The sequence below is a fragment of the Streptomyces sp. NPDC028635 genome, assembly GCF_040637635.1.
Classification (GTDB): Bacteria; Actinomycetota; Actinomycetes; order Streptomycetales; family Streptomycetaceae; genus Streptomyces.
Genome location: NZ_JBEZWX010000029.1, coordinates 59,841 through 86,646 on the forward strand (window position 1 = coordinate 59,841; position 26,806 = coordinate 86,646).

At 71.1% G+C, this 26,806-nt stretch carries 22 protein-coding genes; 3 read left to right on the plus strand and 19 right to left on the minus strand.

Features of this window, described 5'->3' with window-relative positions; genetic code table 11:
* Nucleotides 1–60: 60 nt before the first annotated feature.
* The 6 genes from AB0E88_RS26295 to AB0E88_RS26320 all read right to left on the minus strand — a co-directional run bounded on the left by AB0E88_RS26295 (nt 61) and on the right by AB0E88_RS26320 (nt 6,733).
* Nucleotides 61–900, minus strand: coding sequence for a shikimate dehydrogenase (locus tag AB0E88_RS26295; protein ID WP_361635095.1), 840 nt, complete (start codon nt 898–900; stop codon nt 61–63).
* On the minus strand, nt 881–2,635 hold the full coding sequence (mltG, locus tag AB0E88_RS26300) for an endolytic transglycosylase MltG (protein ID WP_361635096.1): 1,755 nt from the start codon (nt 2,633–2,635) through the stop codon (nt 881–883). Before mltG ends, AB0E88_RS26295 begins: the two co-directional genes overlap by 20 nt.
* Before the next feature lie 121 nt (nt 2,636–2,756).
* Nucleotides 2,757–3,221 carry a Holliday junction resolvase RuvX gene (ruvX, locus tag AB0E88_RS26305; protein ID WP_361635098.1) on the minus strand — a complete coding sequence of 155 codons (465 nt, stop codon included), beginning with the start codon at nt 3,219–3,221 and terminating at the stop codon, nt 2,757–2,759.
* A gap of 38 nt (nt 3,222–3,259) precedes the next feature.
* On the minus strand, nt 3,260–5,932 hold the full coding sequence (gene alaS, locus AB0E88_RS26310) for an alanine--tRNA ligase (RefSeq protein ID WP_361635101.1): 2,673 nt from the start codon (nt 5,930–5,932) through the stop codon (nt 3,260–3,262).
* Nucleotides 5,932–6,279 (minus strand): hypothetical protein, encoded by a 348-nt coding sequence (locus AB0E88_RS26315; protein ID WP_361635104.1) that lies wholly within the window; start codon nt 6,277–6,279, stop codon nt 5,932–5,934. Before AB0E88_RS26315 ends, alaS begins: the two co-directional genes overlap by 1 nt.
* Before the next feature lie 16 nt (nt 6,280–6,295).
* Nucleotides 6,296–6,733 carry a DUF948 domain-containing protein gene (locus AB0E88_RS26320; RefSeq protein ID WP_361635107.1) on the minus strand — a complete coding sequence of 146 codons (438 nt, stop codon included), beginning with the start codon at nt 6,731–6,733 and terminating at the stop codon, nt 6,296–6,298.
* Between the two features lie 153 nt (nt 6,734–6,886).
* On the opposite strand from AB0E88_RS26320, the gene AB0E88_RS26325 reads away from it, so the two are divergent.
* Complete coding sequence (locus AB0E88_RS26325; RefSeq protein ID WP_361635110.1) at nt 6,887–9,055, plus strand: AAA family ATPase; 2,169 nt, start codon at nt 6,887–6,889, stop codon at nt 9,053–9,055.
* Nucleotides 9,056–9,080: 25 nt separating this feature from the next.
* On the opposite strand, the gene rpsD is transcribed toward AB0E88_RS26325, so the two are convergent.
* From rpsD to AB0E88_RS26350, 5 genes are all read right to left on the minus strand, one after another.
* Complete coding sequence (gene rpsD, locus AB0E88_RS26330; protein WP_029383113.1) at nt 9,081–9,695, minus strand: 30S ribosomal protein S4; 615 nt, start codon at nt 9,693–9,695, stop codon at nt 9,081–9,083.
* A gap of 291 nt (nt 9,696–9,986) precedes the next feature.
* Nucleotides 9,987–11,342, minus strand: coding sequence for a replication-associated recombination protein A (locus AB0E88_RS26335; RefSeq protein ID WP_361635114.1), 1,356 nt, complete (start codon nt 11,340–11,342; stop codon nt 9,987–9,989).
* 592 nt (nt 11,343–11,934) lie between these two features.
* Nucleotides 11,935–12,594, minus strand: a complete 660-nt coding sequence (locus AB0E88_RS26340; RefSeq protein ID WP_361635117.1) for a vitamin K epoxide reductase family protein — start codon at nt 12,592–12,594, stop codon at nt 11,935–11,937.
* Nucleotides 12,595–12,866: 272 nt separating this feature from the next.
* Nucleotides 12,867–14,132 carry a histidine--tRNA ligase gene (gene hisS / locus AB0E88_RS26345; protein WP_361635120.1) on the minus strand — a complete coding sequence of 422 codons (1,266 nt, stop codon included), beginning with the start codon at nt 14,130–14,132 and terminating at the stop codon, nt 12,867–12,869.
* Between the two features lie 13 nt (nt 14,133–14,145).
* Nucleotides 14,146–14,853: an MBL fold metallo-hydrolase gene (locus AB0E88_RS26350; RefSeq protein ID WP_361635123.1), complete on the minus strand. Its 708-nt coding sequence runs from the start codon at nt 14,851–14,853 to the stop codon at nt 14,146–14,148.
* 191 nt (nt 14,854–15,044) lie between these two features.
* Between AB0E88_RS26350 and AB0E88_RS26355 the strand changes: the two genes are divergently transcribed.
* On the plus strand, nt 15,045–15,863 hold the full coding sequence (locus AB0E88_RS26355) for a peptidylprolyl isomerase (RefSeq protein WP_361635126.1): 819 nt from the start codon (nt 15,045–15,047) through the stop codon (nt 15,861–15,863).
* A 157-nt stretch (nt 15,864–16,020) separates the two neighbouring features.
* Nucleotides 16,021–17,250, plus strand: coding sequence for a DUF349 domain-containing protein (locus AB0E88_RS26360; protein WP_361635129.1), 1,230 nt, complete (start codon nt 16,021–16,023; stop codon nt 17,248–17,250).
* A 123-nt stretch (nt 17,251–17,373) separates the two neighbouring features.
* Here the strand turns inward: AB0E88_RS26360 and relA are convergent, their stop codons facing one another.
* From relA to ruvC, 8 genes are all read right to left on the minus strand, one after another.
* A complete protein-coding gene (gene relA / locus AB0E88_RS26365; protein ID WP_361635132.1) occupies nt 17,374–19,911 on the minus strand; it encodes a GTP pyrophosphokinase in 2,538 nt (845 codons plus the stop codon).
* Nucleotides 19,912–20,109: 198 nt separating this feature from the next.
* Nucleotides 20,110–20,649, minus strand: a complete 540-nt coding sequence (locus AB0E88_RS26370) for an adenine phosphoribosyltransferase (protein WP_361635134.1) — start codon at nt 20,647–20,649, stop codon at nt 20,110–20,112.
* Nucleotides 20,646–21,752 carry a protein translocase subunit SecF gene (gene secF / locus AB0E88_RS26375; RefSeq protein ID WP_361635137.1) on the minus strand — a complete coding sequence of 369 codons (1,107 nt, stop codon included), beginning with the start codon at nt 21,750–21,752 and terminating at the stop codon, nt 20,646–20,648. Before secF ends, AB0E88_RS26370 begins: the two co-directional genes overlap by 4 nt.
* Before the next feature lie 3 nt (nt 21,753–21,755).
* A complete protein-coding gene (gene secD / locus AB0E88_RS26380) occupies nt 21,756–23,549 on the minus strand; it encodes a protein translocase subunit SecD (protein ID WP_361635140.1) in 1,794 nt (597 codons plus the stop codon).
* Between the two features lie 135 nt (nt 23,550–23,684).
* On the minus strand, nt 23,685–24,203 hold the full coding sequence (yajC, locus tag AB0E88_RS26385; RefSeq protein WP_361635143.1) for a preprotein translocase subunit YajC: 519 nt from the start codon (nt 24,201–24,203) through the stop codon (nt 23,685–23,687).
* Nucleotides 24,204–24,398: 195 nt separating this feature from the next.
* Entirely contained in the window at nt 24,399–25,469 is a 1,071-nt protein-coding gene (gene ruvB, locus AB0E88_RS26390) for a Holliday junction branch migration DNA helicase RuvB (RefSeq protein WP_361635146.1), read from the minus strand.
* A gap of 42 nt (nt 25,470–25,511) precedes the next feature.
* On the minus strand, nt 25,512–26,117 hold the full coding sequence (gene ruvA, locus AB0E88_RS26395) for a Holliday junction branch migration protein RuvA (RefSeq protein ID WP_361635149.1): 606 nt from the start codon (nt 26,115–26,117) through the stop codon (nt 25,512–25,514).
* The gene (ruvC, locus tag AB0E88_RS26400; protein WP_361635152.1) at nt 26,114–26,653 is read right to left on the minus strand and encodes a crossover junction endodeoxyribonuclease RuvC; all 540 of its coding nucleotides are present in this window, start codon (nt 26,651–26,653) and stop codon (nt 26,114–26,116) included. Before ruvC ends, ruvA begins: the two co-directional genes overlap by 4 nt.
* Nucleotides 26,654–26,806 lie beyond the last annotated feature (153 nt).

The following is a 26,806-nucleotide window of genomic DNA, read 5'->3' on the forward strand; positions in this document are numbered from 1 at the left end:
CAGCAGGCGGACGCCACCGCGGACGCCCGACACGCGCGGGCGCCCGCTCCGGCGTGTGCGTCAGCGTTCGGCCAGGGCCTTCTCGCCCGCCCGGCGCATCGCCTCCAGCGGGGCGGGGGCGTGCCCGGTCATCTGCTCGACCTGGAGGACGGCCTGGTGCACGAGCAGGTCCAGGCCACTGACCACGGCCCCGCCGAACATCGACCAGCGCGCGGCCAGCTCGGTCGGCCAGGGGTCGTACAGCACGTCGAAGAGCGTGGCGGGCCGCTCCGGTACGGAGGCGGCCAGGGCGTCGGTCGTACCGGCCGGGGTGGTCGCGACGACCAGGGGCGCGCGCAGGGCCTCGGCCGCGTCCGCCCAGTCGGCGGTGCGCACCTCGACGTCCAGGCGCTCACCCCACCGGCGCATCTCGGCGGCCCGGGTCTCGCTGCGCACATAGACGACGACCTCGCCCGAGCAGACCCGGGACAGCGCGGCCAGCGCCGAGGACGCGGTGGCGCCGGCGCCGAGCACCGCGGCCGTGTCGACCTCCTCGATGCCGTGCTCGCGCAGCGCGGCCACCATTCCCGGAATGTCGGTGTTGTCCCCGACCCGGCGGCCGTCCTCGGTGAGGACGACCGTGTTGACGGCCTCCACCGAGGACGCGGTCTCGCTGATCTCGTCCAGCAGCGGGATCACGGCCCGCTTCAGCGGCATGGTCAGCGACAGCCCCGCCCACTCGGCACCCAGCGTGCCGAGGAAACCGGGCAGCCCGGCCTCGTCGACCTCGAAGCGGTCGTAGCTCCAGCCGTGGAGGCCCAGCTCCGCGTAGGCGGCGCGGTGCAGCACCGGGGAGAGCGAGTGCGCGATGGGCGAGCCGAGAACGGCCGCCCGGCGGGCGTCAGTTGCCCGAGCTTTCATTGAACTTGTCCCTGAGTTTGTTGAACTCGGCCAGCGTCCTGGCGAACTCGGTGTTGCTCACGCCGTCGGTCGCCACGAAGTAGATCCAGCCGTCGTGCGTCGGGTTCAGCGCCGCCTTCATGGCGTCGTCGCCGGGGTTGCCGATGGGGCCGGGAGGCAGACCCTTGTTGGTGTACGTGTTGTACGGGTCCTTGTTCTTGTAGATCTCGCGTGTGGCGATGTGGATGTTGCTCTCGCCCTTCAGATAGTTGAAGGTCGAGTCGAACTGCAGGAACTGGTTGGTCTCCGTGTTCGTCGGCTTGAGGCGGTTGTAGACCACCTCGGCCATCTTGCGGTAGTCGTCGTGGGTCTTGCCCTCGGCCTGGACCAGGCTGGCCACCGTGACGAGCTGCAGCGGGTCCTTCAGTCCCAGGGCCTGGGCCTTGCCCTGCAGGTCGTAGCGGCCGTAGGCCTCGCTGGCCTGGGTCACCATCGCCTTCAGCACCGTCTCCGGCTTCATGCCCTTGGCCGCGGGATAGGTGCCGGGGGCGAGGAATCCCTCCAGCGGGTCCTTGATGGCGCTGTTGGCGTTGGCCCAGCTGGGCAGGCCGAGGCTCTTGTACTGCTTCTGGGCGGTGTCCTTGGTGGTGCCGGTGGACAGGCCCAGCTTCTGGTCGATCGTCGCGTAGACGTGCGCGTTGCGCTCACCGGGCGTGACCATGACGTTGTTCTGGCTCTTCGGGTCGAGCATCATCTCGACGGCGCTGGCGGCCGACATCTGCTTGCGCAGGATGTAGGCGCCGGCCTGGATCGAGTTGCCCTTGGAGTTCTGCTGCTGGGCGGAGACGAAGGCGTCGACGCTCTTGACCACGCCCGCCGCCTTGAGCCGGCGGCCGATGTCGTAGCCCCCGGCGCCCTTGGGGATCTCGACGGTCACGCTCTCGCCGGTTCCGTCGCCCGCGTAGTCCGGGGCCGAGCCGAAACGATTTTGGTAGAAGGTGTAGCCGACGTAGCCGACGCCGGCGAGTCCGCCGCCGAACACGAGCGCGACCACCAGGCAGGCGATGCCGTTACGGCTCTTCTTCTTGCCGCCCTTGCCGCCCTTGCCCCCTTTGCCGCCGCGCCGGGCCGCGCGCCCGCGGGGCTCGGCGTCGTCCTCGGCGTCGTCGTCCGGGTCACCGCCCGCGAAGAAGGCGTGCTCGCCCTGATCGGGGCCCGGGTCCCAGTCGGTCTCGTGCCGCGGCTCCGGCTCTGCGCGCCGGCGGGCGGGCGGCTCCGGCGGCGGGTAGGCGTCCTCGGTCTGGTAGAAGTCCGGCTGCTCGCCGCCGTAGGTCGCGGCCTGCTGCGCGTAGGGGTCGGCCGGGTCGGGCGGATACGGCACGTGTCCGTGGGTGCCCGTGGTGTCCCAGCCACCGTCCTGCGGGTACTGCTGCTCGCCGTAGTACTGCTGGTGCTGGTACTGCTGCTGCGCCTGGTGCTGCTGATGGTCCTGGTGCTGCTGGTACTGCTGCTGGTCGTACCCGGACTGCTGCTCGGGGCCCCACTCGCCGTAGCCCTGCTGCTGCGGATGCTGACCATGCTGCTGGTGCTGACCATGCTGCTGCTGGTGCTGCGGCTGCTGCGGGTGGTGCTGCTGGCCGCCGTAGGCAGGCTGATGGCCCACGTGGGGCTGCTGCCCTTCCCATCCGCCGTCCCCGTACAACGGGTCCTCCGGATGCCACGGTTCGGAGCCTTGGCCCCGGCCATACTCAGTCATCGATCCCCTAGAGCCGCGAGGCGGCGGTCACGCGGCTGGTGGCTCCGGCTCCGTCCCGCCTCTTGTTGTGCGGCGGCTGTTCGAACACCGCCGCATCGCGCGGAACGTTACCGTATCGCGATCAGATGACCACTTCGACGCCCTCGCCCGGGGCTTCGCCTGACACCCGTTCGGATTCGAGCGCCTGCTGCAGGATGATGACGGCGGCCACCTGGTCGATGACCGAGCGGCCCTTCTTGGCCTTCACACCCGAGGCACGCAGCCCCTGGCCGGCCGTGACCGTGGTCATCCGCTCGTCCACCAGGCGGACCGGCACCGGGTCGATGCCCCGGGCCAGCTCCTCGGCGAACGCGCGGACCTTGACGGCGGCGGGGCCCTCGCCCCCCTTGAGGGAGCGAGGGAGACCGACGACGACCTCGATCGGCTCGTACTCCTCCACCAGCTGCCGCAGCCGGCGGTGGGCGGCGGGGATGTCCCGGCCGGGGACCGTCTCCACCGGGGTGGCGAGGATCCCGTCGGGGTCGCACGAGGCGACCCCGATCCGGGCGTCCCCGACGTCGATCGAGAGCCGACGTCCTCTGCGCATGATTCCGACCGTTTCCTTACTCGCCCGTCACTCGACCGTCACTTGGCCGTCTCGGCCACGAGACGCTCGACGGCGTCGACGGCCTCGCCGACGGCGGCCGGGTTCTGACCGCCGCCCTGGGCGACGTCCGGCTTGCCGCCACCGCCGCCGCCGAGGGTCTTGGCGGCGGTGCGGACCAGGTCGCCGGCCTTGAGACCGCGCTCGCGGGCGGCCTCGTTGGTGGCGATGACGGTGAGCGGCTTGCCGTTGTTCACCGTGAACAGGGCCACGACCGCGGCCCGGCCGCCCTGGATACGGCCGCGCACGTCCAGGACCAGCTTGCGCAGGTCGTCGGGGGCGGTGCCGTCCGGGACCTGCCCGGTCACCACGGCCACGCCGCGCACGTCCTTGGCGGACTCGGCAAGACCGGCGGCGGCCTGCAGCACCTTCTCGGCGCGGAACTTCTCGATCTCCTTCTCGGCGTCCTTCAGCTTGCCGAGCATGGCGGAGACCTTCTCCGGCAGCTCCTCCGCGCGGCCCTTCAGCAGCTCGGTGAGCTGGTTGACGACCGTGTGCTCACGGGCGAGGAAGCTGTAGGCGTCCACGCCGACGAGGGCCTCGATACGGCGCACACCCGAGCCGATGGAGGACTCGCCGAGCAGCTTCACCAGACCCAGCTGGGCGGTGTTGTGCACGTGCGTGCCGCCGCACAGCTCCTTGGAGAAGTCGCCGATGGTCACCACGCGGACCCGCTCGCCGTACTTCTCGCCGAACTCGGCGATGGCGCCCTGCTTCTTGGCCTCGTCGATGCCCATGACGTCGGCGCGGACGTCGAGGTCGCGGGCGAGCACCTCGTTGATCTTCTGCTCGACGTCGGTCATCACGGCCGTCGGGACGGCGGACGGGGACCCGAAGTCGAAGCGGAAGCGGCCGGGCTGGTTCTCGGAACCGGCCTGGGCGGCCGTCGGGCCGAGGGCGTCGCGCAGGGCCTGGTGGGTGAGGTGAGTGGCCGAGTGGGCGCGGGCGATGGCCTTGCGGCGACGGGAGTCGATGGAGGCGTGGGCCTTGGCGCCGACCGTCACCTCACCGACCTGCACGACGCCCTTGTGCACGTAGACACCCGGGACCGGCTTCTGGCAGTCGCGGATCTCGATGACGGCACCGGAGTCGACCTTGATCCTGCCGGTGTCGCCGATCTGACCGCCGCCCTCGGCGTAGAACGGGGTGCGGTCCAGGACGACCTCGACCTCGTCGCCCTCGGTGGCGGCCGGGGACGAGACGCCGTCGACGAGCAGGCCGACGATCGTGGACTCGCCCTCGGTGTCGGTGTAGCCGATGAAGTCGGTGGCGCCGGCGGTGTCGGCGATCTCCCGGTAGGCGCCCATGTCGGCGTGGCCGGTCTTCTTGGCCTGGGCGTCGGCCTTGGCGCGCTCCCGCTGCTCCTTCATCAGGCGGCGGAAGCCGTCCTCGTCCACCGACAGGCCCTGCTCGGCGGCCATCTCGAGGGTGAGGTCGATCGGGAAGCCCCAGGTGTCGTGGAGCAGGAACGCCTTGTCGCCGGAGAGGACCGTGCCACCGGCCTGCTTGGTCTCGGTGACGGCGGTGTCGAGGATGTTGGTGCCGGCCTTCAGCGTCTTGAGGAAGGCGTTCTCCTCGGCGACGGCGACCTTCTCGATGCGCTCGCGGTCGGTGATCAGCTCCGGGTACTGCTGGCCCATCATCTCGATGACGGTGTCGATCAGGTCCTTGACGACCGGACCGGTGGCACCGAGCAGGCGCATGTTGCGGATGGCGCGGCGCATGATGCGGCGCAGCACGTAGCCGCGGCCCTCGTTGCCCGGCGTCACGCCGTCACCGATGAGCATCACCGAGGTGCGCATGTGGTCGGTGACCACGCGCAGCGAGACGTCCGAGGCGTGGGCGTCGCCGTAGGCCACACCGGTCAGCTCGGTGGCCTTGTTGATGACGGCCATGGAGGTGTCGATCTCGTACATGTTCTGCACGCCCTGCAGAATCATGGCGAGGCGCTCCAGGCCGAGGCCCGTGTCGATGTTCTTGCTCGGCAGCTCGCCGAGGATCTCGAAGTTGTCCTTGCCGATGCCCTCGCCGCGCTCGTACTGCATGAAGACGAGGTTCCAGATCTCCACGTACCGCTCGTCGTTGACGGCGGGACCGCCCTCGACGCCGAAATCGGGGCCGCGGTCGTAGTTGATCTCGGAGCAGGGGCCGCACGGGCCGGGGACGCCCATGGACCAGTAGTTGTCCTTCATGCCGAGGCGCTGGATGCGCTCCTTCGGCACGCCGACGACCTCGTGCCAGATGCGCTCGGCCTCGTCGTCGTCCTTGTAGACGGTGATCCACAGGCGCTCGGGGTCGAGGCCGTAACCGCCCTTGTCCTGGGGCGTGGTGAGCAGCTCCCAGGCGTACGTGATGGCGCCTTCCTTGAAGTAGTCGCCGAAGGAGAAGTTGCCGCACATCTGGAAGAACGTGCCGTGGCGGGTGGTCTTGCCGACCTCTTCGATGTCGGGCGTGCGCACGCACTTCTGCACGCTGGTGGCGCGCGGGAACGGCGGCTTGACCTCGCCCAGGAAGTAGGGCTTGAAGGGCACCATGCCGGCGGGGACGAGGAGCAGAGTCGGGTCGTCCGCGATGAGCGACGCCGAAGGGACGACGGTGTGCCCGCGCTCCTCGAAGAAGCTCAGCCAGCGGCGGCGGATCTCAGCCGACTCCATCAGTGGTCCTCATTCCGGTTGTACGAGTACGCCGGGTTCTCGGCGTACTTCGGGTTGCTGCGGTTGTTCTCGATGGCGGCGTACCGCCCGGGGGCCGCGAGTTCCGGGTTCTCGTGGATGCCCAGGGCCTCCCCGAGTTCGGCCTCCCGCTGGGCCATGTTGTCGCGGACGTCGAGCGCGAAGCCCACGGCGCGGTCCTTGAGCCGCTGTCCCGTCTCGAGCGCCTTGTTCGCCGCGGTCGCGGCGAGGCTCTCCGGGGTCAGCTGCCTCAGCTTGCGGTTGACCTTGGTGGTGGCCCACACACCGGCGGCGACGCCCGTGCTGAACCAGAACGTACGGCGGAACATCGCTCGGTCTCAGTCCTTACTTCCGCTTGCCCCGTCGCGAGGCCGGGACGGTGCGGCCCACGATCACGGTACGCCTCGCCTCCTCGGCGGGCACCTCACCCTTGCGCCCGCCCAGCGCCCGGCGGACGCCGTAGCCGAAGGCCGCGACCTTGACCAGCGGGCCGCCGAAGGTGGAGGCGACGGTGGTCGACAGGGCGGAGGCGTTCGACGTGACCTCCTGGACGTCGGAGGCGATCGCGTCGACCCGGTCGATCTGGGTCTGCGCGGAGCGCACCGCCTGGGAGGCGTCCGCCAGCAGCGGGACGGCCTGGTCGGTCACGTCCGCCACGAGCTTGGTCGTCGCCTTGAGCGTCTGGGCCAGCCTCGCGAGAGCCACCGCGAGGAAGGAGACCAGGATCGCCCAGAAGACGGCCACCAGGATCCCGGCCACCTCTCCACCGGACACTGTGCGCACCCGCTCCCTGAAACGTGCCTGAACATCGAGAAAGTCGTGCACCGAGCCTATCGCGCCGGTGCTCGGGCTCCGTACCGGATTAGGGGGCGTGGGCGCAGGAGTTCCGGGAAGCGATTGTACGCAGTGATTACGGTTCAGTACGCTCCGTGTCCCATGCGAGATCATCAGCGCGCCGGTACTCCCGCGGGCGGCCATCTGCCCGCGGAATCGAACGCGTTCGTCGGCCGGGCCGGCGAACTGGCCGGTCTGGCCGAGGCCCTGCGCGGCTCGCGGCTGGTGACCGTGACCGGCCCCGGCGGGGTCGGCAAGTCGCGACTCGCGGCGCGGGCGGCGGCGCGCTGCGCGGCCCCGCACGGGGTGTGGCACGTGGATCTGGCGCCGCTGCGGGACGCCGGCCTCGTCGCGTACGCGCTCGTGGAGGCGCTGGGGCTGACCGACCACACGTCCCGGGCGCCGCGCGAGACGCTGCTCGCGCATCTCGCCGGCCGTGAACTCCTGCTGGTCCTCGACGGTTTCGAGCATCTGGCCGAGGGGTGCGCCGAGCTGGTGGCGGACCTGCTGGCCCGCCTTCCGCGGCTGCGGATCCTCGCGGTCGGCCGGTGCCCGCTGCGGCTGGCCGGCGAGCGGCTGCTGCCGCTCGCGCCGCTCGGCGAGGACGAGGCGGTGGAGCTGTTCGCCGAACGCGCCGCCGCCCAGGGCGTGCCCGTCGGGGACGGCCCCGAGGTGCGCGAGCTGTGCCGGCGCCTCGACGGCGTCCCGCTGGCCCTGGAGCTGGCCGCCGGGCGGCTGCGGGCACTGTCGCCGGGGCAGCTGCTGGAGCGGCTGGACGACCGGTTCCGGCTGCTGACCGGCGAGGTGCGCGACGCGCTGCCGCGCCACCGGACGCTGCGCACCGCGATCGGCTGGAGCCACGAGCTGTGCACGCCGGCCGAGCGGTTGCTGTGGGCGCGGCTGACGGTGTTCGCCGGGCAGTTCGACCTGGACGCCGTGGAGTACGTGTGCAGCGGGCACGGGCTGCCGGCCGACGACGTGCTGGACGTGCTGACGGAACTGATCGCGCAGTCGGTCGTGACCCGCGAGGAGACCGCCGCGGGCGTGCGCTACCGCATGCTCGACACGATCCGGGCCTACGGCGCCGACTGGCTCGCGGCGACCGGGGACGCGGAGCGGATGCGGCGCCGCCACCGCGACTGGTACATGGGGCTCGCGACCTGGTGCGAGCTGGACTGGTTCTCGCCCCGGCAGGCGGAGGTGGCCGAGCGCGTCGAGACCGAGCTGCCGAATCTGCGGTGCGCGCTGGAGCACTGCCTGACCGAGCCGGGCGAGGCGCATCTGGGCCAGTACCTGGCCGGCTCGCTATGGTTCTACTGGGCGGGCTGCGGTCGGCTGGCGGAGGGGCGGCACTGGCTGCAGCGCAGCCTCGAGCTGGAGACGGAGGGCGGTGCGCACAGCGCGGGCGAGCATCCGCGGCTGAAGGCCCTGTGGGTGCTGGGGTATGTCGCGATCCTGCAGGGCGATCCGGTGCCCGCCCTCGCGGCGCTGACGGAGTGCCGGGCGGAGGCGGAGCGGGTGGGCAGTGCGACCGGTGTCGCCTACGCCGAGCACCGCACCGGATGTCTGGCGCTGGTCACGGACGACATGGCGCGCGCGGAGCGGCTGCTGCGCTCGGCGCTGGAGCGCTACCGGGAGATCGGCGAGCTGAACAGCAATGTGCTGATGGGCCAGGTGGAGCTGGCGATGGCGCGGGCGTTCCAGGGGGATCTCGTGGACGCGGTGCGGCTGTGCGAGGACGTGCGGCAGGTCTGTGAGGACCACGGCGAGCGGTGGGCGCTCGGGTACGCGCTGTTCGTGCTGGCGTACGCGGCCTGGGCCGAGGGGGACCCGGCCCGCTCCCGGGCGCTGCTGAGCGAGAGCCTGGGCGGTGCGCACGGGTTTCGCGATCTGCTCGGCTCGGTGCTGTCGATGGAGCTGCTGGCGCTGGTCACCGCGGTGGAGGGGGACGCGGCGGAGGCGGCGGTGCTGCAGGGCGCCGCGGCGCGGATGTGGCCGTCGGTGGGGCTGCCGTTGTTCGGGTCCGCGTACTACAACGGCCCGCACGAACTGTGCGAGGCCACGGCCCGGAAGCGGCTCGGGGACGCGCGGTACGAGGAGTGCGTACGGCAGGGGCGGCGGCTCGGGCGGGCCGAGGCGGTGGCGCGGGCGCTGGGGCGGGACCGGTCGCTGCCGTCCGTTCCGCCCCCGCGCAGGGCGCAGGGGGGTGGCGCGGGAACGCGGCAGCCCGCCGCCTCGCCCACCCGGAAGGGCGGGGAGACGGCGGGCTGAAGGAGTGCCAGGCGCCTGCCGAGAATCAGCGGGCGTAGTACTCGACGACGAGCTGCTCGTCGCAGATCACCGGGATCTCCTTGCGGTTCGGCTCGCGGTCCAGGCGGAACGCCAGGGCCTTGAGGTTCACCTGCAGGTAGCGCGGGGTCTCACCGTCGGGGGCGAAGCCACCTTCACGGGCGATCGTGAAGAGCGTCTTCTCCTTGGAGCGGTCGCGGACCTGGACGACATCGTCGGGACGGACGACGAAGGACGGCTTGTCGACCTTCTTGCCGTTGACCTGGATGTGGCCGTGGACGACCATCTGGCGGGCCTGGTAGATCGTGCGGGCGATGCCCGAACGCAGGACCAGCGCGTCGAGGCGCTTCTCCAGCTCCACGATCAGGGCCTCACCGGTCTTGCCCTGCACCTTGGAGGCACGCTCGTAGGCGCGCACCAGCTGGCGCTCGGAGATGTCGTACTGAGCGCGCAGACGCTGCTTCTCGAGCAGACGGACCTTGTAGTCCGAGTTCTGCTTGCGGCCGCGGCCGTGCTCACCCGGCGGGTAGGGACGGGCCTCGAAGTACTTGACGGCCTTCGGCGTCAGCGCGATGCCGAGGGCACGCGACTTCTTGACCTTGGGGCGGGACTGGTTCGCCACTGTTTCTCTTTTCCTTGTTCCGGCTCGTCAGGGTTGCGGGAGGTCGCATCCGCAGCCGGGGAAACCCGTCGGGTCCGCATGGGACCTGCCGGGCAGCCGCTCCCCTGATCTGGGCACATACGTGCAGCACGCGAGTGGCCCACCAACCTCTCCCGGAGCTCCGGGTGGTGGTGGGCTGCCCGCGACACCGTTCGACGGTGCGCGACGCTCCTGGAACCCGCGGGGGGTTCCGGCCGGCTGTCCCGCTCTGACTGCACGGAACTCGGCACTTCAGGGCAGTCTACAGGGCGCTCAGGACCGCTTGCGACCGAGGTGCGTGCGGGTCCACTCCACGGCGTCCGCGTAGCGGGCCTCGGCGCCGTGCCGGGTCGGGGTGTAGTACTCGCGGTCCTTCAGCTCGTCCGGTGCGTACTGCTGGGCGGCGATGCCCTCGGCCAGGTCGTGCGGGTAGACGTACCCCTGGCCGTGGCCGAGCTTGGTCGCGCCCTTGTAGTGGCTGTCGCGCAGATGCGCCGGGACCGCTCCGGCCAGTCCCTTGCGTACGTCGTCCAGGGCGGCGCCGATCGCGGTCGTGGCGGAGTTGGACTTGGGGGCGAGCGCGAGCGCGATGGTGGCGTGGCTGAGGGTGAGCGCGGCCTCGGGGAAGCCGATCATGGCGACGGCCTGGGCGGCGGCGACCGCGATGGGCAGGGCGTTCGGGTCGGCCAGGCCGATGTCCTCGCTGGCGGAGATCATCAGGCGGCGGGCGATGAAGCGGGGGTCCTCGCCCGCCTCGATCATGCGGGCCAGGTAGTGCAGGGCGGCGTCGACGTCGGAGCCGCGGATGGACTTGATCAGGGCGCTGGCGACGTCGTAGTGCTGGTCGCCGTCGCGGTCGTACTTCACCGCGGCCCGGTCGACGGTCTCCTCCAGGGTGGACAGGGAGATCTCCGGCTCGCCCTTGTCGAGGGCGGCCCCGGCGGCGGCTTCCAGGGCGGTGAGCGCGCGGCGGGCGTCGCCGCCGGCGATGCGCAGCAGGTGGTCCTCGGTGTCCTCGGGGAGGGAGACGGCGCTGTTCAGGCCGCGCTCGTCGGTGAGGGCGCGCTTCAGCAGGCCGCGGATGTCGTCGTCGGTGAGGGATTCGAGGGTGAGCAGCAGGGAGCGGGAGAGCAGCGGGGAGATCACCGAGAAGTACGGGTTCTCGGTGGTGGCCGCGATCAGGGTCACCCAGCGGTTCTCGACGGCCGGGAGCAGGGAGTCCTGCTGGGCCTTGCTGAAGCGGTGGATCTCGTCGAGGAAGAGGACGGTCTCCTGGCCGTATCCGCCGCTGGCGCGGCGGGCGCCGTCGATGACCGTGCGCACCTCCTTGACGCCCGCGGTGATCGCGGACAGCTCCACGAAGCGCTTGTTGGTGGCCTTGGAGACGACGTAGGCGAGGGTGGTCTTGCCGGTGCCGGGCGGGCCCCACAGGATCACCGAGGACGGGCCGGCCGGGCCCTTCGCGCCCTCGCCGACCAGGCGGCGCAGGGGTGAGCCCGGTTTGAGCAGGTGCTGCTGCCCGACGACCTCGTCGAGGGTGCGCGGACGCATCCGGACCGCGAGGGGGCTGGTCGTCGGGTCCTTCTCCTGGCGTTCTTCGGCTGCGGCGGTGAACAGGTCGGGCTCCACGCCAGAAACCCTAAATCACGGCACTGACAACACGACGTGCCGCATCGGCGCCGCCCGGGCGGGGCCCGCGCGGAGACGGGGGGAGCACCGCGCTGCGACGGCCGGCGAGGGAGCGATGCGCAGGCGAACCGCCGGACTCTTTCGGGTGCGGGCCCGGATGTCCGGGGTGCGGGCCGGATTTCTGGGCGTCGTTTCGGGTGCGGGCCCGGATGTCGGCTGGTCGCGCAGTTCCCCGCGCCCCCAGGGGGACCTCGGTGGACCCGAGAGCGGACCGCGGAGGGACGCCCTGGGCCCGAGAGCGGATCCGGGGGCCGAGCCCCGGTGGGCCTGAGCCCGGGACCTGCTCCCCCGAGCCCGCCCCCGGGGCCGGGGCCGGGGAACCGTTGGACCGAGGCCGGGACGCGGGGTGCGCGGCTTCCCGCTGCCGGCGGGCGCGGTGGGCGGCCCTTCGGGCGGGGCGCACGGCACGGCCGCGAGCGGCTCGGGTCGGGTCGGGTCGGGTCGGGTCGGGTGGAGAGTCCCCCGTGGCAGTCCCCCGTGGCCGACGCCCGTCAGGACTCGCGGCGCGCGCGGCGGGCCGTCGGGGGCCGCGTCAGCTGGTCCAGAAGGTCCACCAGCGGGTCAGGACCAGCATGCCGATGATGCCGATGTGGAGGACCGGCAGGACCCAGGTGAACTCGTCGAAGAAGCCCTTGAGCCAGCGCGGGGCCGGCAGCAGGTCGTTGCGGATGTTGAAGGACGTCACGTACCAGAACATGATGATCGTGGCGACCCAGGCCAGGCAGCACCACAGGCACAGCGCGTTGATCCGGTACAGGGACTGGAACTGCAGCCAGGCGCAGAAGCCCACCCCGAACAGCGTGCCGACGTTGAAGGTCAGCCAGTACCAGCGCGGGAAGCGGGCGCGGGCCAGCAGGCTCATGCCGACGCAGATGACGATGCCGTAGCAGACCAGGCCGAGCATCGGGTTGGGGAAGCCGAAGGCGGCGGCCTGCTTGGACTCCATCACGCTGCCGCAGGAGACGACCGGGTTGAGGCTGCAGCCGGGGGTGAACGTCTTGCCGGCGACCTTGGCCTCGAGGATCTTGAACTTGTCCAGGGTGATGACCCAGGCGGCGAGCAGTCCGGCCGCGCCGGTGATCACCAGCAGCACTCCGAAGGCGCGGCTGCCGCCCACGGTGCGCGGCGCGGCGGCCCCGGCGTGCTGCGGCTCGGGGTCGGTGGAGACGTCCTTCACTGTCGTCTTGCTCATTCCGCCGGTTCCGTCACTTGAGAGTTGGACCTTCTTCGGGCAGGGCCATTGTGCCGCACGGGTCCCACTGTCCACCGTTCGATGGACATAAGGAAGTACGCGCGTGGAGGCCCGGCCGTTCGGATCCGGCCGCTGATCGGACGCCTTGACGCGCGTGCGGCGCTCCCGGCCCGAAAATCCCCTCGCGGAGCGAGGTGACGGGCGCCGGGTTGACGACGGAGGGCGCCGGGATCACCCCGGCGCCCTCGGCCCTCCGTCGCTGTGGTCGCTCGTCAGCCGCCGAGCCGGGACTCCAGCTCCGCCACGATCTCGTTCACGCCGATCGCCGACTGCTCGCCGGACTCCATGTCCTTGAGCTGGACGACGCCCTCGGCGAGATCGCGCTCGCCGGCCACGATCGTGTAGCGGGCGCCGCTGCGGTTGGCGTTCTTCATCGCGCCCTTGAGCCCCTTGTGCCCGTAGGAGAAGTCCGCCGCCACGCCCACCTTGCGCAACTCGGTGACCTTGGCGAACAGCACGCGGCGGGCCTCGTCGCCGAGCGGCACCGCGAAGACGCTGGTGGCGGAGGGCAGTTCGAGCTCGACGCCCTCGGCCTCGAGCGCGAGCACCGTGCGGTCCACGCCGAGGGCCCAGCCGACGGACGGCAGCGCGGGGCCGCCGATCATCTCCGACAGGCCGTCGTAGCGGCCGCCGCCGCCCACCGCGGACTGCGAGCCGAGGCCGTCGTGGACGAACTCGAAGGTGGTGCGGGTGTAGTAGTCGAGGCCGCGCACCAGCTTCGGGTCGTCCTCGAAGGCCACGCCCGCCGCCGTGATCAGCTCCCGGACCTCCTCGTGGTACGCCTTGCACGCGTCGCACAGGTAGTCGCGCAGCAGCGGGGCGCCGGTGAGCTGCTTCTGCACCGCCTCGCGCTTGTCGTCCAGGACGCGCAGCGGGTTGATCTCCGCGCGGCGCAGCGTGTCCTCGTCCAGGTCGAGGCCGCGCAGGAAGTCCTGCAGCGCGGCCCGGTACACCGGCCGGCACTCCTTGTCGCCCAGCGAGTTCAGCAGGATGCGGAAGTCGCGCAGGCCGAGCGAGCGGTAGGCCTGGTCGGCGAGGATGATCAGCTCGGCGTCCAGCGCCGGGTCCTCCGCGCCGATCGCCTCGGCGCCGACCTGGGAGAAGTGCCGGTAGCGGCCCTTCTGCGGGCGCTCGTAGCGGTAGTAGGAGCCGGAGTACCACAGCTTGACGGGGAGGTTGCCCGCCTTGTGGAGGTTGGCCTCCAGCGCGGCGCGCAGCACGGAGGCGGTGCCCTCGGGGCGCAGGGCGAGCCTGTCGCCGCCCTTGGTCTCGAAGGCGTACATCTCCTTGGTCACGATGTCGGTGGACTCGCCGACACCGCGCGCGAACAGCTCGACGTTCTCGAAGCCGGGGGTCTCGATGTAGCCGTAGCCGGAGGCGCGCAGCGGGGCGGCGATCGCCTCGCGCACGGCCAGGTACTTCGCGGAGTCCGGCGGGATGAGGTCGTAGGTGCCCTTGGGGGCCTTGAAGGTGCTCACGGAAGTCTCTCGATCACATTCCTCGTCGGGGAGCCGTAGGCGCTCCCTGGCCGGCCGCCACCTGCCGCAGATACGGGTTGGTGGCGCGCTCCTGGCCGATGGTCGTCTGGGGGCCGTGTCCGGACAGCACCACGGTCGAGTCGTCGAGCGGCAGGACCACGCGGGTCAGGGACTCGAGCATGTCGTCCATGGAGCCACCGGGGAAGTCGGTGCGTCCGATGGAGCCGGCGAACAGCAGGTCGCCCGAGAACAGGAGGGGCGGGATGTCCGCCGCCTCGGGCATGCCGAAGGTCACCGACCCCCTGGTATGGCCCGGCGCGTGCGAGACGGTCATCGACAGTCCCGCCAGCTCCAGACGCGCGCCGTCGGTCAGCTCCTTGACGTCGTCCGGCTCCCCCACGGTCAGCTCGCCCATCAGCGGCATGCCGATGGACCGGCCGAGCGCCTTCTCGGGGTCGCTCATCATGAACCGGTCCTCGGGGTGGATCCAGGCCGGTACGTCGTGCGCGCCGCACACGGGGACGACGGAGGCCACGTGGTCGATGTGGCCGTGGGTGAGGACGACGGCGACGGGCTTGAGCCGATGCTTCTTCAGTGCCTCTTCGACGCCGGGGGCCGCCTGGTGGCCCGGGTCGATGATCACGCACTCCTCACCGGCGGCGGGGGCGACGAGATAGCAGTTCGTCCCCCAGGCCCCGGCGGGGAACCCGGCAATGAGCACGATCGTCCTTCGTTGTGGCGGTTGTGGGCGGTATGGGGGCGGCGTCTGACGCTCGCGCCCGCGGTCAGAGCCTACCGGCGCTGCCGATTCCTCAGCGAACCCATATACGGTACGGGGCACACGCAGGCGATCGGTTCATCGGACGCACGCGCCCCCAACCGACGTACAAGAGGCATTGAGGAGTAACCCCGGTGGTCAGCCAGGAGCAGCGGCGGCGTCAGCTCGCCCGGGAGAAGTTCTTGCGGCAGCAGCAGCGGCGCACCGACGCGCGGCGCAAGGCGCGGGTCCGTAATTCCGTGATCGCCGCGGTGCTCGGTGTGGTCCTGGTGGGCGGCCTCGCGGCGTACACGACCGGGGTGTTCAAGGACGACGGCAAGTCGAACGCGAGCGCCGACGTCACGCCGTCGGCGTCGGCCAGGCCGAAGGACCCGTGCGCGAAGCCGGCTCCGGGCTCGGTGAAGAAGCTGAAGTTCGGCAAGGAGCCGGCGATGTCGATCGACACGTCGGCGAAGTACACGATGAAGCTGGACACCACCTGCGGTGAGATCGACCTCGCGCTGAAGGCGAAGGACGCCCCGCACACGGTGAACTCCTTCAACTTCCTCGCGGGCAAGGGGTACTTCGACCACACCAAGTGCCACCGCCTGACCCCGTCGGGCATCTACGTCCTGCAGTGCGGCGACCCGACGGCCACCGGCATGGGCGACCCGGGCTACAAGATGAAGGACGAGAACCTCAAGGACAAGAGCCTCAAGGGCAACGTGTACCCGGCGGGCACGGTCGCGATGGCGAACTCCGGTCCGAACACCAACGGCAGCCAGTTCTTCCTCGTGTACCAGGACAGCCCGCTGCCGCCCAGCTACACACCGTTCGGTACGGTGTCGCCGGCCGGCATGCAGGTGCTGAAGAAGATCGCGGACGCCGGCGCCCAGCCCGCCGATCCCACCACCCAGAACACCGCGCCCAACGCGACGGTGGTGATCGACAAGGCGACGGTCACGAAGTCGTGACGGCGCCCGGGCGCCCCGTGCGGCCAGCTGGGAAATTTCGGTCGCGCTGGATGCGGACAGGCAACCCGCTGGTCGCCTATGTTGGCGGTGAACAAACTGTGGACGATGCCCGGGGGAGCTCGAAGGCCCCTCGCAGGCATCATGTGGAGGAGGCGCTGTGAGCAGCGACCCGTGGGGCCGCGTCGACGAGACGGGGACCGTGTACGTGCGGACGGCCGACGGCGAGCAGGTCGTCGGTTCCTGGCAGGCAGGCTCCCCCGAGGAGGCGCTGGCCTACTTCGAGCGCAAGTACGAGGGCCTGGTTGTCGAGATCGGCCTCCTCGAGAAGCGAGTGCGCACCACCGATCTGTCGGCCAAGGACGCGATGGCCGCGATCGACCACCTGCGCGAGCAGGTGGACGCGCACCACGCGGTCGGTGACCTGGACGCGCTGCGGCAGCGCCTGGACAAGCTCGTGCAGACCGTCGAGTCGCGCCGCGAGGAGCGCAAGGCGCAGCGGGCGAAGCAGGCGGACGAGGCCCGGCACGCCAAGGAGTCCCTGGTCGCGGAGGCCGAGGAGCTGGCGCAGTCCGACCAGTGGCGGGCCGCCGGCGAGCGGCTGCGGTCCCTGGTGGACACCTGGAAGGGCCTGCCGCGGCTCGACCGCAAGTCGGACGACGAGCTGTGGCACCGGTTCTCGCACGCCCGGTCGGCGTTCTCCAAGCGCCGCAAGGCGCACTTCGCGCAACTGGACGCGCAGCGCGAGGAGGCCCGCCGGACCAAGGAGCGCCTGGTCGCCGAGGCCGAGGCACTGTCGAGCTCGACGGACTGGGGGCCCACCGCGGCCCGCTACCGGGAGCTGATGGCCGAGTGGAAGGCCGCCGGCCGCGCCCAGCGCGAGCACGAGGACGACCTGTGGAACCGCTTCCGCGGCGCCCAGGACGTGTTCTTCGCCGCGCGCAGCTCGGTATTCGCGGAGCGGGACGCCGAGCAGGCGGAGAACCTGAAGCTGAAGGAGGAGCTGGCCGAGGAGGCCGAGAAGCTCCTGCCGGTGACGGATCTCAAGGCCGCGCGGGCCGGCTTCCGCACGATCAACGAGCGCTGGGAGGCCATCGGCCATGTGCCGCGGGACGCCCGGCCGAAGGTCGAGGGCCGGATGCACGCGGTGGAGCGGGCGATCCAGGAGGCCGAGGAGGCCGAGTGGCGCCGGACGAACCCGGAGGCACGCGCGCGTGCCGAGGGTCTGACCGGTCAGCTCCAGGCCGCCGTCGACAAGCTCAGGGGCCAGATCGAGCAGGCGCGCGCCCAGGGCAACACCGCGAAGGCCGACAAGCTGGAGCGTGAGCTCGAGGGCCGCCAGGCCCTGCTGGACCAGGCGCTGAAGGGCCTGCAGGAGTTCGGCGGCTGAGCCACCGGCTCCCGAGAGCGCCGAAAGCCCCCGTACACGGTGTGTACGGGGGCTTTCGTGTGCCGGGCGGGCCCTCGGTGGCCCGCGGCTGCCGGCCGGTCCCTGCGGGCCCGTGCAGCGGCGTTACGACGGTCGGCGGGCGGAGGTGACGCGGTAGACGTCGTAGACGCCCTCGACGCCGCGTACGGCCTTCAGGACGTGGCCCAGGTGCTTGGGGTCGCCCATCTCGAAGGTGAACCGGGAGGTCGCCACCCGGTCGCGGGACGTCTGGACGGCCGCGGACAGGATGTTGACGTGCTGGTCGGACAGCACGCGCGTGACGTCGGACAGCAGCCGGGAGCGGTCCAGTGCCTCGACCTGGATGGCGACCAGGAAGACCGAGGACTGGGTGGGCGCCCATTCGACCTCGAGGATGCGCTCCGGCTCCCGCGACAGTGACTCCACGTTGACGCAGTCGCTGCGGTGAACCGATACGCCACTGCCGCGCGTGACGAAGCCGATGATGGGGTCGCCGGGCACCGGCGTACAGCACCGGGCCAGTTTGACCCACACGTCGTCGACGCCCTTGACGACGACGCCGGGGTCGTTGCTGCTGCGGCGCTTGCGGCCGCGGCTCCGGGTCGGGACCGTCTCGTCGATCTCCTCGGTGGCCGCCTCCTCGCCGCCGAGGGCCTGCACCAGCTTCTGCACGATGTGCTGCGCGGAGACATGGCCCTCGCCGATCGCCGCGTAGAGAGCGGAGATGTCGGAGTAGCGCATCTCGTGCGCGAGCGTGACCAGGGAGTCGCCGGTGAGGATGCGCTGGATCGGCAGGTTCTGCTTGCGCATGGCCCGCACGATGGCGTCCTTGCCCTGCTCGATCGCCTCGTCGCGGCGCTCCTTGGAGAACCAGCCCCGGATCTTGTTGCGGGCGCGCGGCGACTTGACGAAGCCGAGCCAGTCCCGGGAGGGCCCGGCGCCCGGCGCCTTGGAGGTGAAGACCTCGACCAGGTCGCCGTTGTCGAGGGTCGACTCCAGCGGGACGAGCCGGCCGTTGACCCGGGCTCCTATGGTGCGGTGGCCGACCTCGGTGTGCACGGCATAGGCGAAGTCCACCGGGGTGGCGCCGGCCGGCAGCGCGATGACGTCGCCCTTGGGGGTGAAGACGAAGACCTCGTTGCGCGACAGGTCGAAGCGCAGGGACTCCAGGAACTCACCCGGGTCCTCGGTCTCCTTCTGCCAGTCCAGCAGCTGGCGCAGCCACGCCATGTCGTTGAGGTGGTCGTCCTTGCCCTTGCCGGACGACTTGGGCGCGTCGGTGCGCACCTTGGAGGCGCCCGCGACGGCCTCCTGCTTGTACTTCCAGTGCGCGGCGATGCCGTACTCGGCGCGGCGGTGCATGTCGAACGTGCGGATCTGCAGCTCGACCGGCTTGCCGCTGGGCCCGATGACCGTCGTGTGCAGCGACTGGTACATGTTGAACTTGGGCATCGCGATGTAGTCCTTGAACCGCCCGGGAACAGGGTTCCAGCGGGCGTGGACGGTGCCCAGCGCGGCGTAGCAGTCGCGGACGGTGTCCACCAGGACGCGGATGCCGACCAGGTCGTAGATCTCCGCGAAGTCACGGCCGCGGACGATCATCTTCTGGTAGACGCTGTAGTAGTGCTTCGGGCGGCCGGTGACGGTGGCGCGGATGCGGGCGGCGCGCAGGTCGCCCTGGACCTCGTCGATCACCTTGGCCAGGTACTCGTCGCGCTTGGGGGCGCGCTCGGCGACGAGGCGCACGATCTCGTCGTACATCTTGGGGTAGAGGATCGCGAAGGCGAGGTCCTCCAGCTCCCACTTGATGGTGTTCATGCCCAGGCGGTGGGCGAGCGGCGCGTAGATCTCCAGGGTCTCGCGCGCCTTCTTCTCCTGCTTCTCGCGCTTGAGGTAGCGCATGGTGCGCATGTTGTGCAGGCGGTCGGCGAGCTTGATGACCAGGACCCTCGGGTCCTTGGCCATGGCGACGACCATCTTGCGCACGGTCTCGGCCTGCGCGGCCTCACCGAACTTGACCTTGTCCAGCTTGGTGACGCCGTCGACGAGCAGGGCGACGACGTCGCCGAAGTCACGGCGCAGGTCCTCCAGGCCGTACTCGGTGTCCTCGACGGTGTCGTGCAGCAGGCCGGCCATCAGGGTCGCCGGGTCCATGCCCAGCTCGGCGAGGATGGTGGTGACGGCGAGCGGGTGCGTGATGTACGGGTCGCCGCTCTTGCGCTTCTGGCCGCGGTGCCAGCGCTCGGCGACCTGATAGGCGCGCTCGATCTGGCGCAGCGTGGAGTTCTCGATCTTCGGGTCGTTGCTGCGGACTATCCGCAGCAGCGGTTCCAGGACCGGGTTGTAGGGGTTGGCGCGCTGGACGCCGAGGCGGGCTAGACGGGCGCGGACGCGGTTGGAGGAGCCGGTGCGGGCGGGCGGGGTCGCGGGCGTGCGGACCACGGGCGCGTTGACGGGCCGCTCGGGGGGCGCGGGCTTGGGACGGGTCTCCTCGGCCGGCTTGTCGACGGGCGCCGACTGGGCGTGCTGGACCGGCCCGCGGGTGTCGTTCTTCGCGTGCGGCGCGGTCGGCGCGGGCTGTGCCGCGGGTCCCGGGGCGGGCTCGGGCTTGGCGGCGGTCAGGTGCTGGGCCTCGTCTGGCAAGAGGACTCCTCGTGCGCGATCCGGGTCCCCCGGTCAGGCTCCGGAGTCCCCATCGTAGCGAGCCTGGGCTCCAGGATCGCCTTCAGGCCACTCTGCGGCCCGTGTACCCCGAAAACGCAAGGGGCGGGCACCGGATTCCTCCGGGCCCGCCCCTTGTACGGCCGACTGGTTCGCCGGACCGTGTGACCGGCTGGTTCGTCAGACGGTGAGCAGCGCCTCCAGCGGGGCCTCGCCTAGGGCGGCCTGCAGGCGCGGGCGGCCCTCGAGGAAGCTCAGCTCCATCAGGACGGCGGCGCCCGCGACCTCGGCGCCGGCCCGCTGGATCAGATGGACGGCGGCCTCGGCGGTACCGCCGGTGGCGAGGACGTCGTCGACGATCAGCACACGGTCGTCGGCGCCGAGGTCCTCGGCGTGCACCTCGATCTCGGCCGAGCCGTACTCCAGGTCGTAGGCCTGGGCGAGGGTCGCTCCGGGGAGCTTGCCCGCCTTGCGGACCGGGATGAAGCCCAGGCCCGCGCGGACGGCGACCGGTGCGCCGAGGATGAAGCCCCGGGCCTCCAGGCCGACGATCTTGGTGGCGCGGGTGCGCTCGGCGATCTCGGCGAACGCGTCGGTGAGCGCGGTGAACGCCGCCGGGTCCGCGAGCAGCGGGGTGATGTCCTTGAACATCACACCGGGCTCGGGGTAGTCGGCCACGTCCCGGATACGGCTGAGCAGCAGCTCCCGGATCTCGGTCATCGGCGCTTCCCCGAGGGCCGGCCGCGGCCGCGGTTGCGGGCGGCGGACTGGTCGCGGGGGCCGACGACCGCCGGTGCGGTGTCGTCCGGGTCGTCACCGCCGGTGCGGGCGGCGGCGAACTCCTCCTGGGCACCGGCCTGGGCCCGCTTGGCCAGGACGCGCTTGCGCAGGGCCTTCATCTGCGGCTCGCGCTCCTTGAGGTCGGCGACCAGCGGGGTGGCGATGAAGATCGAGGAGTACGCACCGGCCGCGAGGCCGACGAACAGCGACAGCGAGATGTCGTTGAGCATGCCCGCGCCGAGGAAGCCGCCGCCGATGAACAGCAGGCCCGCGACGGGCAGCAGCGCGACCACCGTGGTGTTGATGGAGCGGACCAGGGTGCCGTTGATGGAGCGGTTCGCGATGTCGCTGTAGGTCCACCTGGTCTGCTTGGTGATGTCCTTGGTCTGCTCCTTGAGGCTGTCGAAGACGACGACCGTGTCGTAGAGCGAGTAACCGAGGATGGTCAGCAGACCGATCACCGTGCCCGGGGTGACCTCGAAGCCGACGAGGGCGTAGATACCGGTGGTGATGGTGATGTCGTGGATCAGGGCGACGAGCGCCGCGACGGCCATGCGCCACTCGAAGGCGATCGCCAGGTAGATCACGACGAGGACCATGAAGATGCCCAGGCCCTGCCACGCCTTGTTGGCGATCTGCTCGCCCCAGCTGGGGCCGACGAGGTCGGCGTTGATCTTCTCCGCGTCGACCTTGAGGTCCTTGGCCAGCTCGTTCTTGATCTTGGTGGCGTCGCTGGTCTCGATGCCCGCGACCTGGATGCGCAGGCTGCCGTCACCGAGCTTCTGGACGATGGCGTCGTGGCCGGACGCCTCCTGCGCGTAGCCCTCGGCGCTGGAGACCGACACCGACATGTTCTTCGGGGTGGTGAAGACGGCGCCGCCCTGGAACTCGATGCCCATGTTCAGGCCGCGCACCGCCAGGCCAAGGATGGCCGTGATGGTGATCAGGATCGAGACGCCGTACCAGATCTTGCGCTTGCCGATGAAGTCGTAGCCGATTTCGCCACGGTGGAGCCGGGCGCCGAGGTTGCCGAGCTTCGACATCTCTCACGCCTCCTTCGGGTCGACGGGGCCGCCGGCGGCCGGACGGGAGGAACGACGGGTGCTGCGCAGCGGCGGCTTGGCGCCCAGGCTCTTGGGGTCGAGGCCGGACCACTTGTGGCCGTCCGCGAAGAACTTCCGGCGGGCCAGGATCGTCAGCAGCGGCTTGGTGAACAGGAACACCACGACGACGTCGAGCAGGGTGGTCAGACCGAGCGTGAACGCGAAGCCCTGCACCTTGCCGACGGTCACGATGAACAGCACCGCGGCGGCGAGGAAGGAGACGAAGTCGGAGACGAGGATCGTGCGCCGGGCACGCGGCCAGCCGCGCTCCACGGCGGGTCGCAGCGTGCGGCCCTCGCGGATCTCGTCGCGGACGCGTTCGAAGTAGACGATGAACGAGTCCGCGGTGATACCGATGGCGACGATGGCACCGCACACGGCCGGCAGGTTCAGCGCGAAGCCGATGGCCGGGCCGAGCAGCGACATGATCACGTAGGTGAGCGCGGCGGACACCAGCAGCGAGGCGCAGGCGATCAGCGCCAGGCCGCGGTAGTAGACCACCAGGTAGATCACGACCAGGGCGAGACCGATCGCACCGGCGATCAGACCGGCCTTGAGCTGCTCACCGCCGAGCGCCGCGGTCACCGTGGTGACGCTGTCCTCCTTGAAGGTCAGCGGCAGGGCGCCGTAGGAGAGCATGTTGGAGAGGCTCTGCGCCTCCTCCTGCGAGAAGTGGCCGGTGATCTCGGCGCTGCCGCCGGTCAGCGCCTCGCGGACGAACGGGTCGGAGACGACGTTGCCGTCGAGGACGATCGCGAACTGGTTCTGCGGGGTCTGCTGCTGGGCCAGCTTGCCGGTGATGTCGGCGAACTTCTTCGCGCCCTTGGAGGTGAACTCCATGGTCACGGTCCAGCCGGAGGCGTTCTGCGTGTTGAAGACGGCCTGCGCCTTCTTCACGTCGGTGCCGTCCACGCCGGCCGGGCCGAGGATGTACTTCTGCCACTGGCCGCTGGAGTTGCCGCAGGCCAGCGTGGGCTCGTCGGGCTTGGTGCCCTTGCCGGCCGCCGCGCGCTGGTCCGCCTTGGAGCAATCCAGCGCGGCGTACTGCGCCTGGAGCTTGGAGGTGGCGTCGCCGGAGGCGCTGCCCGACGGGGAGGGAGACGCCTTGGGGCTGCCGGAGCTGCTCGCGGACGGCTTGGCGTCGGCCTTCAGCGCGTCGGAGACCGGGCGGCCCTGGGAGGTGGCGCTCGCGGACGGGGTGGCGGACGGGGAGGACGATCCCTTGCCGGTCGCCTCCGGCTTGTCCGAGGCCTTGCCGGTCGCCTTGCCGCTCGGCGACGCCGAGGGGTTGCCGGTGCCGCTCGGCGTCGGGGTTCCCGCGCCGGGGCCGGAGAGCTCGGTGGCCAGGACCGGGCGGAAGTAGAGCTTGGCGGTGGTGCCGACCTGCTGGCGCGCCTGCTCGGAGTTCGTGCCCTTGGGGATGTTGACGATGATGTTGCGGTTGCCCTGGGTCTGGACCTCGGACTCCGACACACCAAGACCGTTGACGCGGCGCTCCATGATCTCGACCGCGGTGTCCATGTTGGTCTTGTTGATCGCGGACTCCTGGCCGGCCTCGGGGACCGCCCGGAGCGTGATGCTCGTACCGCCGGCAAGGTCGATGCCCAGACGCGGGGTGGTGTGCCCGGAGGCGAACATCCCGCCGGTGAGCGCCACGATGGCGATCAGGATCAGGGCCAGCGCGCGCCACGGCTTGCTCTGGGCGCTCGCGGTCCGGCCCTTTCTAGGTGCTGCCACCTTCTCGTACTCCCTCTCGGGCCGCCCCGCGCCGGGTCAGCGCTGCGGCGGCCATGACATGGTTGGGACCCCCTGCGAGAAGCGCACGTCGCACAGGCACGCGCGACGGTGGTGGCGCGTGCCCGGCAGACGCGACTACTTCGCGTCGGTGTCGCCCTCGGTCTTCTTCGGCTCTTCGTCGGCCTGAGCCTTCGCCTCGGCCGCGTCGGCCTTGTCCTCGGCGGCCTTGATGGCGTCGTCGCCTCGCTCGGCGGCGTCCTGCTTGCCGAGGTCGATCTTGCCCTCGGAGGCGGCAGCGGCGGACTCGTCGTCTTCGGTGAGGGAGGACGCGTCGTCGGGGACGATGTCGGCGTCGGACTTCAGGTCGTGCTCGATGCCGTGGACGATGCGGTTGTACTCGTCGTCGCTCAGGACGGCACCGATCGAGTTCTTCGCGAAGAGCAGCTCGACACCGGGACCGGCGTCAAGGAGGACCGTCTCCTCGTTGACCTCCTTGACCGTCGCGTACATGCCCCCGATGGTGCGGACGCCGGAACCGGGTTGCATGTGGTTCCGCATGTCCGCGGCCTGCTGCTGCTTCTTCTTGGCGGAGCGGGTCATCAGGAACATGGCCCCGATGAGCACGATGAACGGGAGGAGGGTCACGAGACTCACGGGTCGGTACTTCCTTCACACGACCGCGATGGTGAGCGGCCTGATGGCTGGGGGTGTATGGGGGCTGCCGTCACAGGCGGCATCGGCGGAGTCTAAGCGAGTCCGCGCGCAAGGAACAACGCTCAGCATGGCACCTGGGTTCCTGAGCTCGCCAATCCCTCGCCGATGTCCCTCCCTCTGCACCGTCTCCTGCTGTCATGCCCCGAACAGGTCCGCTTGTCCGTTTCCGGCCGTGGACGAGCGGGGCGGGGTGAGACCCAGATGGGCCCAGGCGGCGGGCGTGGCGACGCGGCCGCGCGGGGTGCGGGCCAGCAGGCCCTCGCGCACCAGGAAGGGCTCGGCCACCTCCTCGACCGTCTCGCGCTCCTCCCCCACCGCGACGGCCAGGGTCGACAGACCGACGGGGCCGCCGCCGAACAGCTTCAGCAGGGCCTGAAGCACCGCACGGTCCAGGCGGTCCAGGCCCCGCGCGTCGACCTCGTAGACGGCGAGGGCGGCGGCGGCGATGTCCCGGGTGATCAGGCCGTCGGCCTTGACCTGCGCGTAGTCGCGAACGCGGCGCAGCAGCCGGTTGGCGATGCGGGGCGTGCCACGGGAGCGCCCGGCGATCTCGGCGGCTCCGGCGGGCTCGATCTCGACGTCCAGCAGGTGGGCCGAGCGGTGCACGACGCGCTCCAGCTCGTGCGGCTCGTAGAACTCCATGTGCGCGGTGAAGCCGAAGCGGTCGCGCAGGGGCGGTGGCAGCAGGCCGGCGCGGGTGGTGGCGCCGACCAGGGTGAAGGGGGGCAGTTCGAGCGGGATCGCGGTGGCGCCGGGGCCCTTGCCGACGATCACGTCGACGCGGAAGTCCTCCATCGCCATGTACAGCATCTCCTCGGCGGGCCGCGACATGCGGTGGATCTCGTCGAGGAAGAGCACCTCGCCCTCCTGGAGCGAGGACAGGATCGCGGCGAGGTCGCCGGCGTGCTGGATGGCGGGGCCGGAGGTGATGCGGATGGGGGCGCCCATCTCGGCCGCGATGATCATCGACAGGGTGGTCTTGCCGAGGCCGGGGGCACCGGAGAGCAGCACGTGGTCGGCGGTGGCGCCGCGCGCGCGGGCGGCGCGCAGCACGAGGTCGAGCTGTTCGCGCACCTTTTCCTGGCCGATGAACTCGCCCAGGTCCTTGGGGCGCAGGGCGGCCTCGACGGCCTGGTCCTCACGGTCGGCGACAGAGCCCACCAGCCGCTCGGGGGCGGGGGTCTCGGTGGAGTCGTCCCAGTTCATGTGGTGTGCCTTCGGCTATCGGGGATCAGCGGGCGCGCGCGGTCAGCGGGCGCGGTTCAGCGTCTGCAGGGCGGCCTTGAGCAGCTGCCCCACCTGCGGCGTGCCGCCCGCGGCCTCGGCCTGGGGCGCGACGGCGGTCACCGCCTCGTCGGCCTCCCGGGTCGCGTAGCCCAGACCGATCAGGGCCGCGTGCAGCTGGTCGCGCCAGCCCTGGGTGACCGGGGCGCCGACGGCGGGCGCCCCGACGGGCTCGCCGAGCCGGTCCTTCAGTTCCAGCAGCAGCTTCTGCGCGCCCTTCTTGCCGATGCCGGGGACGGCGGTGAGCGCCTTCTCGTCACCGGTGGCGACGGCGCGGCGCAGCGCGTCCGGGCTGTGCACGGCGAGCATCGCCTGGGCGAGGCGGGGTCCGACGCCGCTCGCGGTCTGCAGCAGCTCGAAGGTCTGGCGCTCGTCGTCGTCGGCGAAGCCGTACAGGGTGAGGGAGTCCTCCCGCACGACCAGGGAGGTGTGCAGCTTGGCCGGCTGGCCCATGCGGAGCGTGGACAGTGTGTTCGGTGTGCACTGGACGGCCATGCCGACCCCGCCGACCTCCACCACCGCGGCGTCGGGAGCGAGCGCGGCGACCGTGCCGCTGACGAAGGCGATCATGCCGTACGGCCTTTCGATACGGGGGCGGTGTGCCGGGCGACGGCCTGCTGGAGCCGGTTCTGGGCGGGGGCGCGCCAGATGTGGCAGATGGCGAGCGCGAGGGCGTCGGCGGCGTCGGCGGGCTTGGGTGGTGCGGCGAGTCTGAGCAGCCGGGTGACCATGGCCCCGACCTGCGCCTTGTCGGCGCGGCCGCTGCCGGTGACGGCGGCCTTGACCTCGCTGGGGGTGTGCAGGGCGACCGGGATGCCGCGGCGGGCGGCGCACAGCATGGCGACGGCGCTGGCCTGGGCGGTGCCCATGACCGTGCGCACGTTGTGCTGGCTGAAGACGCGTTCGACGGCGACGAACTCCGGCCGGTGCTCGTCCAGCCACTGCTCGATGCCCTGCTCGACGGCGAGCAGCCGGTGGCTGAGATCGGCGTCGGCGGGTGTGCGGACGACTCCGACACCGACCATGGTGAGCGGGCGGCCCGCGACCCCCTCGACCACGCCGACACCGCACCGGGTCAGTCCGGGGTCCACCCCCAGTACGCGCACCGCGCCCCTCCCTCGGATCCCTCGATCACCTGTTTGTGCAGGCTATCGGGTTCCACTGACAATGACGGCGGGGGGGGGGGGGGTGTTGCACCCGGCCCCCCCCCCGTAGGCGGGGTTGAGGGGGGCGGTCGCCGGGGCCTATATCAATTAAGA

Bases quoted from the DNA above. Each gene is read 5' to 3' on its own strand.
- AB0E88_RS26315 (WP_361635104.1), bottom strand. From the start codon at position 6,279: ATGTTCCGCCGTACGTTCTGGTTCAGCACGGGCGTCGCCGCCGGTGTG.
- AB0E88_RS26340 (WP_361635117.1), bottom strand. From the start codon at position 12,594: ATGAGCAAGACGACAGTGAAGGACGTCTCCACCGACCCCGAGCCGCAG.
- ruvB (WP_361635146.1), bottom strand. From the start codon at position 25,469: ATGAACTGGGACGACTCCACCGAGACCCCCGCCCCCGAGCGGCTGGTG.
- ruvA (WP_361635149.1), bottom strand. From the start codon at position 26,117: ATGATCGCCTTCGTCAGCGGCACGGTCGCCGCGCTCGCTCCCGACGCC.
- AB0E88_RS26295 (WP_361635095.1), bottom strand. From the start codon at position 900: ATGAAAGCTCGGGCAACTGACGCCCGCCGGGCGGCCGTTCTCGGCTCG.
- secF (WP_361635137.1), bottom strand. From the start codon at position 21,752: ATGTCGAAGCTCGGCAACCTCGGCGCCCGGCTCCACCGTGGCGAAATC.
- AB0E88_RS26370 (WP_361635134.1), bottom strand. From the start codon at position 20,649: ATGACCGAGATCCGGGAGCTGCTGCTCAGCCGTATCCGGGACGTGGCC.
- mltG (WP_361635096.1), bottom strand. From the start codon at position 2,635: ATGACTGAGTATGGCCGGGGCCAAGGCTCCGAACCGTGGCATCCGGAG.
- ruvX (WP_361635098.1), bottom strand. From the start codon at position 3,221: ATGCGCAGAGGACGTCGGCTCTCGATCGACGTCGGGGACGCCCGGATC.
- alaS (WP_361635101.1), bottom strand. From the start codon at position 5,932: ATGGAGTCGGCTGAGATCCGCCGCCGCTGGCTGAGCTTCTTCGAGGAG.
- AB0E88_RS26325 (WP_361635110.1), top strand. From the start codon at position 6,887: ATGCGAGATCATCAGCGCGCCGGTACTCCCGCGGGCGGCCATCTGCCC.